This window comes from Chitinimonas sp. BJYL2 (genome assembly GCF_027257935.1).
Lineage (GTDB): Bacteria > Pseudomonadota > Gammaproteobacteria > Burkholderiales > Chitinimonadaceae > Chitinimonas.
Genome location: NZ_JANZKW010000001.1, coordinates 1,141,636 through 1,153,504, shown reverse-complemented (window position 1 = coordinate 1,153,504; position 11,869 = coordinate 1,141,636). Strand labels below are relative to the sequence as shown.

Genomic DNA, 11,869 nt, shown 5'->3' with positions numbered 1-11,869 from the left:
CGGGTAGCTTTGGCTTTGCTGGCGCTTAGCCCAAGCTACCCGGTGCCACACCGCCCGTCCCGCGTCATCAAAGCTTCATGCAGCCGTCACCGATGCGACACGCAGCCCGCGCACGCTGCAGCGGCATGAAGCGACTTGCCATCACTTTCGTCACCGAAACCTACCCGCCCGAGGTCAACGGCGTTGCCATGACACTCGGGCGCATGGTTGCCGGCCTGCGTGCACGCGGCCACCAGATCAGTGTGATCCGTCCGCGTCAGGCGCACGATGGCGGCGCAAGCGACGACACGCTGGTGCGCGGCCTGCGCATCCCCAACTACCCCGAACTGCGCTTCGGCTTGCCGGCCACGCGGCGTCTCGCGGCGCTATGGCGCGCGCAGCGGCCCGACTTGGTTGTGGCGGTCACCGAAGGGCCGTTAGGCTGGAGCGCCTTGCGCGCAGCCCGCCAACTCGGCATCGCGGCGATTTCGGAATTCCATACCAACTTCCACACCTACAGCGAACACTACGGCATGGCTTGGCTGGAACGGCCGCTGCGGGGCTATCTGCGCCAGTTCCATAACCGCAATCTAGCCACGCTGGTACCCAGCAGCGATGTGCGCGACCAGCTCGCCGCACAGGGCTTTACCGGCTTGCAGATTGTGGCGCGTGGCGTGGACACGCAGCTGTTTGATCCCGCTCGCCGCTCGCCCTCGCTGCGCGCCAGCTGGGGCGCCGGCCCGGATACGCTGGTGGCCTGCTATGTGGGCCGCATGGCACCCGAAAAGAATCTGCCGCTGGTACTCGCTGCCTTCCGCGCCATGAAAGCCATCCGCCCCGACAGCCAGCTGGTCTGGACAGGCGACGGCCCCGAGCGCACCGCTCTGCAAGCCGCTCATCCGGAGCAGTGCTTTACCGGCATGCAGCATGGCGAGGCGCTGGCGCAGCACTATGCGTCAGCCGATGTATTCCTGTTTCCCAGCACCACGGAGACCTACGGCAACGTCACCATCGAGGCGATGGCCAGCGGTCTTGGCGTGGTGGCGTACGACTATGCCTCGGCGCGCGCGCACCTGCGCCACAACGTCAACGGCTTGGTGGCCGAGTTCGACGACGACGCCGGCTTCATCGAACAGGCCAGCTACGCCGCCAGCCACCCGCAAGTGATGCGCGAACTGGGCAAAGCCGCGCGGCAGACGGCCGAGGCGATCAGCTGGGACAGCGTGGTAAGCCAGTTCGAAACCGTGGCACAAGCCGCACTGGCCAGCCACCGCCGGCCCAACGACCCGACCACCCGCGTCGCGCAGATGGAGGGTTGATCATGCGCCTGCCCCACACGCGCGCCGACTGGCTGGACTTGGACCAGCGCATGACCGCGCGCTGCAATCGAGCCAGCCGCATCGCCTTCTGGCGCGGCTTCTTTGCCGTGATCAGCCGGCTCGGCAATGGCGTGTTCTGGTACGGGCTGATGGCCTGTCTGCTGCTGGTGCAGGGCCGCGCCGCCTTGGTCCCGGTGCTGCAGATGGTGGTCGTGGGCTTGGTCGGGCTAGCGCTGTACAAATGGCTCAAGCACAAGACCTCGCGACCGCGCCCCTTCATGCGCTCGGACGCCATCCACCGCGCCTGCGATGTGCTCGACGAATACAGCTTTCCCTCGGGCCACACGCTGCACGCCGTCAGCTTTACGCTGATCGCGCTGGCCTACTACCCCGGTCTGGCTGGTTTGCTGCTGCCATTCACCGCCCTGGTGGCCTTGTCGCGGCCAGTGCTGGGCCTGCACTACCCCAGCGATGTGCTGGCCGGTGCCACGCTGGGCGCACTGCTGGCAGGGCTATCGTTCGCACTGATCTAGGCTGATGCCGCTGCTGCGGCAGACCCGTGGCATCATGCGGTCATGTACACACCGCCTTCCGACGCACAACTGCGCACCCTGCTGCAGACGACCCGCCGCATCGCCGTCGTCGGCCTCTCGCCCAACATAAGCCGCCCCAGTTACCGCGTCTCCCTGCAGATGCAGCGCTGGGGCTTCGACATTGTGCCGGTGCGGCCGGCGATAACCGAAGTGCTGGGCCAGCCAGCCTATGCCAATCTGTTGGCCGTGCCCGGCAAGGTCGACTTGGTCAATGTGTTCCGCCGTGCCGAGGAGGTCGACGCCATCGTCACCGACGCCATTGCCATCGGCGCCCCGGCGATCTGGCTGCAACAGGGCATCATCCACGAAGCGGCCGCCGAACGCGCGGCTGCAGCCGGCATGCTGGTGGTGATGGATCGCTGCATCATGGTGGAATACGCCCGGCTCTTTGTCTGAGCCAAGGCATCCCCCTCAGGCAAGCGGCCCGCAGCCCGGCTGCACTACCGGGTCAATCGTTCACAACGATGGTATCGCCTACGGATACCGCTCCGTTATCCAGTACATCCACACGCAAACCACCGCGCTTGACGAAGGCCTTGACCACTTGCGGCGGGGTGAGCCCGGTGTGGGCCAGATTCTCGCCCAGGGTCAGGCAGGGGTCGCATAACTCCACGCCATGGAGCCGTACATTGCCGATACGGAATGTACGACCTTCCAGTTCGTTGAGGCGGATACCGCGGGTTACGAGATTACGGCGGCTGGCATCCAGACTGATGGACGTGCCGTGCTCGGCATTGAAGGCCTCAATGACCTCCGCCTCGATAAGCGTCAGGTTCTGGCCTGGATAATCCTGCTCGCGACCGCGATAGCGGTCACCAACGATGCCCTCACCGGCGATCAGGGTCAGCGTTTGGCAAGCTTGCATGGGCGCGCCGGATTCGGGCGCGATGAAGGCAGCCATCAGATGGGGGGTTGTCTGCGACATGATCGGGCTCCACAAAACGAGCCCGAAGTGTAGCTGCTTGGCTAGCGGGCTTGTACTGCCAGGCGAGCGGCTGCATGGTGCGCGGCCAGCGTGCTCCGCTGCAGTGCCACATTGGCAGGCAGACATTCCCGCATGGCGGTCTCGATGACGGGGTGCAGTCCGGCGGCCCGGCCAGACAGCACCACGGGCCGGGGCCCGAAACGATGGATCAGTGCGCCCGCCAAGCGGGCAAGCTCCGCGCCGGCAGACCAGAGTATGTCGTGCGCCAGCGGGTCCGCATCACCGGCCTCGGCAACCGCCAGGGCCAGCTTGCCGATCTCACCCCGATTGGCGCCATACACAAATGCGCGCGAACTGGACCAGTCACTGCCGCCGATGCGTGCAAACAGTGCTTGCGCCAGCATGGATCGCTGCCAGGCACCAGGTTCTTCGTCCTCGGTGCGCCATATTTGCCTGAGCGCTTCTCGGGCAATCCAGTAACCGCTGCCGGCGTCATCCAGCAGGCCGCCATAACCACCTGCACGATGGAAGATGCCGGCCTCATCGACAAAGGCCGCAATCGAGCCTGTTCCTGCGTAAACCAGATAGCCCTCACCGGGTCCGAAAACGCTACGGTAGGCAAGCTCGATATCACTGAAGAGCCGGATCACGTCGGCATCGAGTTGCAGCGCACGGGCGAGCAGGCCACGCAAGCGCACGGCCACCGGCCCCTCGGGTTCGCCCATGCCGGTTACCCCGGCCACCAAGCGAACGGGCCTTGCCCCATGAGGCAGGCTGGCGGCCAGCGCGGTCAGCAAATCGGCAACCTGCACCTCACCCTCCGGACGCTGCAGGTCCAGTCCGCTGAAACCCGGCATGGCGCCTTCGGCAATCAGCGAGCCGTCCGGGTCAGCCAGTGCCCAGCGGGTCTCGGTTCCCCCCACATCGAGCCCCAAACCTAGCCGGGACGATGTCGCGGGATGATCAGCGGGGGCGAGCATCGGCTATCCGGGCACGCTCAAGGCGCGCTTTTACCACTGAGCACGGCATCAAGCTTGGCCGGGAAGTACTTTTCGACCAAGGCCAGTGCCTTGGCCAGCGTATGCCGTGTGGGCTTGCCGGTAACCTCGCTCTGATTGAAGTGGGCCTGGAAGGCCATCAGGTGCTGACGGGTCTGCAGATCATAGAGTCCGGTCACTTCAATCCCGTAGCCATAGGCCTTGAGCGCCCGCTGCAGCATGGCGACATCGGGTTGTACACCCTTGAGTGCCTTCCAGTGCTTGATCACCGTGGCGTCGTCATACCAGGCACCGATGCCGTTGCGGGCCAGCAACTCCCAAGGAAAGCGGGGGCCGGGGTCACTTTTGTACTGCGGAGCGATATCCGCATGGCCAACCACCCGTGTCGGCGTGATATCGGGGTTACGGGCAAGGATGTCCTTGCTGAGCTTGATCAGCAGTTCGATCTGCCTGGGCGAAAAGTCCGGGAAGAAGCATAGCTGCGGGTCCTCGGGCAGCAGGCCGTCTGCCGGCGTCTCCGGCTCGGCACAGCGGGCGCGATTGACGTTTTCGATGCCGATCGAGTGGTCATTGAGATTGACCCGGTCCTCCCAGCGCGAGGGCCCGGCATGCCAGGCACGCCGGGCTTCCGAGACCAGGCGATACACCTTGAGGTCCTGCTCGCCATAGCTCGCATCCTTATCCTCGGGGATCAGGTAATGCGAGCTGACCTCGTGGCCAACGACGGGCTGTGTGAGCACCTTGAGCGAGAGCGCGAAATCGCTGACGGTGAAATGCATGACCAGAAAGCGGACGCGCTCGTTCGCATTGGCCGAGGGCTGGTCCACCATGGCGTTGGCCGGCAGGATGCCGCCTGGCGGGGGGGCGATTTGCGCACAACCTGCGAGAAGTACAGCAAGGAGCAGGCAAGACAGTCGGAGGGGCGGGTTCATGGAGCTAACAATCCTGACTCTGTAGCGGCTTGGGCAGACGGCTTTTGTGTCGCGCTGATGTGACGAAGACTAAGAGAGAGCGTGCGAACGGCCCAAATAAGCGAACGTGACACGCCATAACCGCAGTCTATCCGTCTGTGCGCGTCAGCTGGATACCACGATAAGTGTTGCGCCTCGCCAACATGTCGCGTGGCTGAATGCCGATTGTAGCCAACATGCCGACAATGCCTCCCGAACCCGCCCGGCATGGCGCCAAGCCCTGCCATCAAGGCGATCTGGCCGAGTCGGCCTGCATGCAGCGGCTCGGCAGTGGCAGCACATAACACAAAGCTATGGATCAGACCCAAGCCGGCATTGGGCAGAGGAAAATATTGCTCACTAGTCTGTGCTTGCCAAGGGATCAAACCATCCTTTCCGGGCAGGACAAATGGACACGCAGCCGCCCACAAGCATGTGCTGTACGTCGACCGGTCAGCAGTGAGATTGCCGTCAAACAATTCGTAGTTCTGATTCAGTGCCAAACAGGGAGATACCATGAAGTTGAAGACTGTAGTGCAGTGCCTGACCGCTGTTGGTCTGCTGAGCCCAGCTTGGGCCGCGGCCGAGGAGGTCGGCACCGACAAGCCTGCCAAAACCGAGAAAATCCAGATCACAGGCTCCAGCATCAAGCGTGCTGCCAACGACAAGGCGCTGCCGGTTGAGACACTGACCCGCGTTCAGATCGAACAGCTGGGTATCACCAGCGCAGATCAGCTGGTCAACCAGCTCGCCGCCAACGTGGCCGGGGCCAACAACCCGGTGTCGACCAATACCGTGTTCGGTGCAGATCAGGATCGCCTCACCGGCGGTGCAGCCAACGCCAACCTGCGCGGCCTCGGCCCGACCGGTACCTTGGTACTGCTCAATGGTCGACGTGTCTCCACGCATGGCACCAGCGGCGGCTCTGTCGATCTCAACGCCATCCCCATGGACGCCATTGAGCGCGTTGAAACGCTCAAGGATGGCGCATCGGCCATTTACGGTACCGATGCCATAGGTGGCGTGATCAACTTCATCACACGCAAGAGTTATGAAGGTCTTGCCCTGAGAGGTAGCTACAGCTCCCCGGAAGCATCGGGTGGCGGACAACAGAGCCGCGTATCGGTCACGGGTGGCGTGGGCAACCTGGCCAATGATGGCTTCAACCTGATGGGCAGCCTGACACTGGACGACAACAAGATCCTGCGTGGCATCGATCGCGAATGGGCAACAGGCTACCAACCCCATCGCTACCTGACCCCGGATTCGACGAGTTCCTATCATGCGAACATCATCATGTCGGCGGGAACGGCGCTCAACCCGAACGGAGCGGGTACCGCGGATGATGGCACAGTCGTAGGCGCCACCGATCCGACGCGTTATACCAACCTGAATCTGCTGGCCATTCAGGGTCGTTGCGAAGAACTGCCGTACCAGGTTCCCCTGGCACCCAACACAACCATCTGGGACAACTTCGGCTACACCAAGGCCAACTCACAATATCGCTGCACGCGCGATTATGGCCGTACCTACATGCTGGCCGCACCGAAACAGGCCGCCAACGGCCTGATCAAGGGCACGATGCAGTTGGGTGACCATACCGCCTCGATCGAAGTCGTTGGCTCGCGCACTGAGGTGGATGGCGAGTACGCACCGTTCCAGTTCTCCACCACCAGCAACGCTGTCACGCATCTCCAACCGAGCAGCCCGCATTATCTCGATATGCGCGCGCTCGTCGGTGCCACCCAGTTCGACCCGACCAAGCCCATAGCCTATCGCCTGAACATGATGGACTGGGGGTTCCGCCGGAATACCAACATCTCCGAGAACCTGCGGGTACAAGCCACGCTGGACGGCACGATCGGCGCCTATGATTACTCGATCGGCGTGGGTGCAGGCTCGGCGGAGGCGTCGACCCAACTCAAGCAAGGTTATGCCGACACCAAGAAGCTGATCACCCTGCTCTCCTCGGGCCAGTACAACCCGTTCCTGAATCCGGGCGAAACGCAAAGTGCTGCCGTGCAAGCAGCGATCGAGGACATGCAGGTCAGGGGTCGCCTGTCTGGCGGCAAGACCAGCGTCAAGCAAGCCGATGCCACCCTGTCCGGCAATCTGGGCACGTTCTTTGGCGCCGAGTTTGACTTTGCCGTCGGCCTCAACCTGCGCCAGGAGACCTATGAGTTCTCCGGTGTCACTGCCTACAACTGCGTGTCCTCGTTCAGCACCGCCAACGCGGCACTGTCGAACTCGGTCATGGGTTGTGCCGGTAACGCCTCTTCGCCCAAGCTGAGCCGCGACATCGGCGCCGTTTACGGTGAATTGGTAGTGCGCCCGAGCCAGACGCTCGAAGTGACCTTGCAGGCACGCCATGACGAGTACCAGTCCATCGGCGGCACCACCAATCCCAAGATCGGCTTCAAGTTCACCCCCACACCGGAAGTGCTCATCCGCGCATCGGCGAACACGGGCTTCCGCGCGCCCACACCGCAGCAAGTCAAACTGGGCTCCACTGAGCTGAACTTGACGGGTGCCTATCGTGACCCTGAGCTGTGCGCCGATATCAACAATCCCAAGGATGCCACCCAGTGTAACCGCGCCGGTCTTCCCTATCGCCAGGGCGGTAACCCCACACTGACACCGGAGCTGTCCAAGCAAGCCACGGCCGGTTTCGTGCTGTCGCCGGCGCGTGATCTGCAAATCTTCGCCGATTACTGGCAAGTCAAGCTCGAAGACCGTATCCGCCAGCTCAGTGTCACCAACATGATCCAGAACTACGATCTGTTCCGCGGCAACTTCGTGCGTGATGCCAGCGGCGTGGTGCAGTACGTTCAAGCCGGCTGGATCAACGCAGCGTCCAGCGAGACGAAGGGTATCGACTTTGGCGTTCAGCACGCGATGAATGCCTTTGGCGGGCGCGTCAGCACGTCGGTGTCGGGCACCAAGATGCTCAGCCATAAGGAGCAACTGCTGAAAACCGCGCCCATGGTGGAGTACGTAGGCAAGTGGACCAATACCAACCTGTATCTGCCCTTGCGCCTGACCGCCAGCACCGGCTACCGCTCGGGTCCCTGGAACAGCACGGTGTCGGTCAACTACCGTGATGGTTACGAGGATGAAGATCGCAGCAGCTATACGCTCGTATCGCCAACCAAGCGCGACATTTCGTCCCACACCACGGCAAACCTGGTCACTTCGTACACAGGCATCAAGGGCATGACGATTACGGGAACCGTGCTCAATGTGTTCGATCGTCAACCCGAGTTCACCTGGCACAATGTGGACGGCGTCATCGGTGCCGGCTGGGACCCACGTGTAGCCGACCCACGCGGCCGCACCTACTCGGTCTCGCTTCGCTACGACTTCAAGTAAGCCTGTAGCCCTTCTTGAGGCCCCACCCCGGTGGGGCCTTTTTCATTGCACCCAGTCCGTTCAGACCCCACAAACAGCAAGGGCGGGAAAAACTTCCCGCCCTTGCTTGATGGCGACTTGTAGCGCCTGCTTGGCATCCCGCCGCTTGGCCTTGGCCGGTTTTCCATGCGCACCACCTACGCGGGCGCTGGCTGCCGGTGCGACCGAGTTGCGTGGTTTGGGTAATGGGATACGGATCTTCATGGGTAGCTCCTCAATGGAGGCGCCATTCTGCCACGGCTTTCCGTATCCCTTTGGCCTATGCCGACCAACGACAGGCGTAGCCCTAAGCTATTCGACCGTGACGCTCTTGGCCAGGTTACGTGGCTTGTCCACATCGGTCCCGCGTGCCAGCGCTGCATGGTAGGCCAGCATCTGCACCGGAATGGCATGGACCACCGGGCTCAGCATGCCCACATGGCGTGGGGTGCGGATCACATGGATGCCATCGGATTCGCCGAAGTGGCTGTCGAGATCGGCAAACACGAACAGCTCGCCGCCGCGCGCACGCACTTCCTGCATGTTCGACTTCACTTTTTCCAGCAAGGTGTCGTTGGGTGCGATGACAACAACCGGCATATCCTCATCAACCAAGGCCAAGGGGCCATGCTTGAGCTCGCCAGCTGCATAGGCTTCTGCGTGGATGTAGGTGATCTCCTTGAGCTTGAGCGCGCCTTCCATCGCAATCGGATAATGCACGCCGCGGCCGAGGTACAAAGCGTGCTGCTTGCTGGCAAAGCGCTCCGCCCACGGCCGGATCTGCGGCTCCAGATTGAGCGCATGCTGCACGCTGCCCGGCAGCTGCCGCAGCGCATCCAGGCACGCAGCCTCGTGATTTGCATCGAGCCTGTGCTTGAGCTTGGCCAGCGTGGCAGCCAGGGTGAATAGCGCAGCGAGTTGGGTCGTGAAGGCCTTGGTCGACGCCACGCCGATCTCTGCGCCTGCACGCGTGTAGAACACCATGCTGCTGGCGCGTGGGATGGCCGATTCGCGCACATTGCAGATGGCGAGCGTGTGTTGATGACCCAGTGACTTGGCGTATTTGAGCGCCTCCATCGTATCCAGCGTCTCGCCCGATTGCGAGATCGTCACGATCAAGTGATTCGGGTCCGCCGCCACATCGCGGTAGCGGTACTCGCTGGCAATCTCCACCGCGCAGGGCAGCTTGGCAATGCTTTCGATCCAGTACTTGGCGACCGAACCGGCATAGAAGCTGGTACCGCAGGCGATGATCTGCACACCGGTCACCCCGGCCAGTTGTGTCCCGTCGACATCACCAAACAGCGCGGGGCTGAAACCCTGCTCAAGCACCTGCTCGATCGTGTCGGCGAGTGCTTTGGGCTGCTCGTGAATTTCCTTCTGCATGAAGTGGCTGTAGGGGCCCAGTTCCAGCGACGCGAGCGAGACATCGGATATATGGATCGCGCGCGCAGCCGGTTGACCCTGCGCATCAAGCACCGTGAGTGAATCGCAACGAAGGGCGGCCACATCGCCCTCTTCGAGGAACATTACCCGGCGCGTTGCGGACAAGACGGCCGAGACGTCGGAGGCAATGAAATGCTCTCCCTCCCCCAAGCCAATCAACAAGGGGCAACCCATGCGGGCGCACACCAGCAGATCAGGCTGCGCCAGAGACACCACGCCGATCGCGTAGGCTCCGTGCAGATCGGCAACGGCACGGCGTACCGCGGCAAACAGCTCGCCGGTCTCCTGCAGATAATGTTCGACCAGATGGGCGATCACCTCGGTATCGGTCTGCGACTCGAACACATACCCTAGCGCTTGCAGCCGCTGACGCTGGGGTTCATGGTTCTCGATGATGCCGTTGTGGACCACGGCGACACCGCCCGACACATGGGGATGGGCATTGGGCTCGGTCACGCCGCCATGGGTTGCCCAGCGCGTGTGGCCAATGCCCAGCACGCCGCTGATACCGTCTTGCTGCGCCGCGGCTTCCATTTCCGCCACCCGGCCCACGCGCCGTACCCGGCGGATATCCTCGTTGACCACGGCAATCCCGGAGGAGTCGTACCCCCGATATTCCAGCCGCTTGAGGCCATCAATCAGATGACCGACAACATCCCGTCTTGCAATCGCACCCACAATGCCGCACATGATCTGCTCCGTTAATACTGGTATTGCTCAAGTCTAATCAGGAGTGCGCATGATGGGTGTATGTTTACGTCATTATTTTTTACCGACAAAAAATGTTATTTGCATAAACTAGTCCGCCTTGGGCTTGGTTGGTCGCTTCCAGCCTGTGACACTGCGCTGATCGCGCGCCCGGCAAATCGTCAACGCATCCGCTGGTGCATCCTTGGTAATCGTTGAACCGGCGGCCACATAAGCGCGCGGGGCAATCGTAACCGGTGCCACGAGCTGGCTATCCGAGCCGATGAAGGCATCGTCCCCGATGGTCGTCACGAATTTGTTGGCGCCGTCATAGTTACAGGTGATCACCCCCGCCGACACATTCACGCGCTCGCCGATCACCGCATCGCCCAAATAGGCCAGATGACCCGCCTTGGCGCCATTGCCCAGGCGCGCCTTCTTGAGTTCAACAAAATTGCCGATATGCACGCGCTCACCGAGCACGGAATCCGGCCGCACGCGGGCAAAGGGGCCCAGATCCGAACCGGCACCAATCACGCTGTCTTCAATCACGGTATTCGCCTTGATGACGACACCATCACCCAGTCGCACATTACGCAGATAACAGTTGGGGCCGATCCGGACACCATGGCCAAAGTGGTTGTCGCCTTCGAGAATCACGTTGACATCGATTTCCAGATCCTGGCCATGCTGAACGGTGCCACGCAGATCAAAGCGTGCCGGATCTATCAGTGTGACCCCGGCCGCCAACAGTCGGTCGGCTTGCTGGCGCTGGTATACACGCTCCAGCTCGGCCAGTTGCCGCTTGTCATTTACCCCCGCCGGCTCCCAGGGATCGGCAGCGAGAACGCCCGCCACACTCACGCCATCGGCCACAGCCATCGCGATGACATCGGTCAGGTAGTACTCGCCTTGGGCATTGGCGTTCTTGAGCCTTGGCAACCAGTCCCGCAGACGTGCCATCGGCGCGGCAATGAAGCCGGTATTGATTTCCTGAATCTGCCGCTCGGCATCGCTGGCATCCTTCTGCTCGACGATGCGGACAATCCGCCCTGCCGGATCACGGACAATCCGGCCGTAACCGGTCGGGTTGTCGAGATGTGCCGTCAACACCGCCATGCCACCATCTCCTGCCGCCGATAGCAGCTTTTGCAAGGTCGCAGGGCTGATTAAGGGACAGTCCCCGTAGAGAATCAGCGCCATGCCCTCACCGCATGCCGGCAGTGCTTGCGCCACCGCATGCCCGGTACCGAGCTGCTCGGCCTGAAGGGCCCAGCTAACGCCTTCGTCGCCCGCAAACGCGGCGCGGACCTGATCGCCACCGTGACCGTAGACCACGACCAGGCGGTCCGCCGACAGCTGCCGCCCCGTGGCCAGTACATGCGCGAGCATGGGCCGGCCGGCAATCGGCTGGAGCACCTTCGGCAGAATCGAATTCATGCGCTTGCCCTGGCCAGCGGCCAGAATGATCACATTGAGCGGCATTCAAGTATCCAGTCGGTACAAGTTGGTCCGGCATTATCATCGCCTGCGGACAAAAAGAAAAAGGCCAGCTTGCGCTGGCCTTTTTCTGGTGCTTCGGACT

10 protein-coding genes are annotated in these 11,869 nt (G+C 62.3%); 4 read left to right on the top strand and 6 right to left on the bottom strand.

Annotated features, from left to right (window positions below; translation table 11 throughout):
* The first annotated feature begins 125 nt into the window (after positions 1-125).
* Genes O9X62_RS05400 through O9X62_RS05390 form a run of 3 tightly spaced genes read left to right on the top strand, consistent with a single transcriptional unit; the run spans position 126 to position 2,287 of the window.
* On the top strand, positions 126-1,298 hold the full coding sequence (locus tag O9X62_RS05400; protein WP_269531741.1) for a glycosyltransferase family 1 protein: 1,173 nt from the start codon (positions 126-128) through the stop codon (positions 1,296-1,298).
* A 2-nt stretch (positions 1,299-1,300) separates the two neighbouring features.
* The gene (locus tag O9X62_RS05395) at positions 1,301-1,831 is read left to right on the top strand and encodes a phosphatase PAP2 family protein (RefSeq protein ID WP_269531740.1); all 531 of its coding nucleotides are present in this window, start codon (positions 1,301-1,303) and stop codon (positions 1,829-1,831) included.
* 42 nt (positions 1,832-1,873) lie between these two features.
* Complete coding sequence (locus tag O9X62_RS05390; protein ID WP_269531739.1) at positions 1,874-2,287, top strand: CoA-binding protein; 414 nt, start codon at positions 1,874-1,876, stop codon at positions 2,285-2,287.
* A gap of 52 nt (positions 2,288-2,339) precedes the next feature.
* On the opposite strand, the gene O9X62_RS05385 is transcribed toward O9X62_RS05390, so the two are convergent.
* The 3 genes from O9X62_RS05385 to O9X62_RS05375 are packed head-to-tail and all read right to left on the bottom strand — an operon-like array spanning position 2,340 to position 4,746.
* On the bottom strand, positions 2,340-2,816 hold the full coding sequence (locus O9X62_RS05385) for an MOSC domain-containing protein (RefSeq protein WP_269531738.1): 477 nt from the start codon (positions 2,814-2,816) through the stop codon (positions 2,340-2,342).
* Positions 2,817-2,857: 41 nt separating this feature from the next.
* Positions 2,858-3,796 carry an N-acetylglucosamine kinase gene (locus tag O9X62_RS05380; protein ID WP_269531737.1) on the bottom strand — a complete coding sequence of 313 codons (939 nt, stop codon included), beginning with the start codon at positions 3,794-3,796 and terminating at the stop codon, positions 2,858-2,860.
* 17 nt (positions 3,797-3,813) lie between these two features.
* Positions 3,814-4,746: an N-acetylmuramoyl-L-alanine amidase gene (locus O9X62_RS05375; RefSeq protein ID WP_269531736.1), complete on the bottom strand. Its 933-nt coding sequence runs from the start codon at positions 4,744-4,746 to the stop codon at positions 3,814-3,816.
* A gap of 534 nt (positions 4,747-5,280) precedes the next feature.
* Here O9X62_RS05375 and O9X62_RS05370 point away from each other — a divergent pair.
* Entirely contained in the window at positions 5,281-8,133 is a 2,853-nt protein-coding gene (locus tag O9X62_RS05370) for a TonB-dependent siderophore receptor (protein ID WP_269531735.1), read from the top strand.
* A gap of 60 nt (positions 8,134-8,193) precedes the next feature.
* Here the strand turns inward: O9X62_RS05370 and O9X62_RS05365 are convergent, their stop codons facing one another.
* From O9X62_RS05365 to glmU, 3 genes are all read right to left on the bottom strand, one after another.
* The gene (locus O9X62_RS05365) at positions 8,194-8,376 is read right to left on the bottom strand and encodes a hypothetical protein (protein ID WP_269531734.1); all 183 of its coding nucleotides are present in this window, start codon (positions 8,374-8,376) and stop codon (positions 8,194-8,196) included.
* Positions 8,377-8,463: 87 nt separating this feature from the next.
* On the bottom strand, positions 8,464-10,287 hold the full coding sequence (gene glmS, locus O9X62_RS05360; RefSeq protein ID WP_269531733.1) for a glutamine--fructose-6-phosphate transaminase (isomerizing): 1,824 nt from the start codon (positions 10,285-10,287) through the stop codon (positions 8,464-8,466).
* Positions 10,288-10,395: 108 nt separating this feature from the next.
* Complete coding sequence (gene glmU / locus O9X62_RS05355) at positions 10,396-11,769, bottom strand: bifunctional UDP-N-acetylglucosamine diphosphorylase/glucosamine-1-phosphate N-acetyltransferase GlmU (protein WP_269531732.1); 1,374 nt, start codon at positions 11,767-11,769, stop codon at positions 10,396-10,398.
* Between the last annotated feature and the right edge of the window lie 100 nt (positions 11,770-11,869).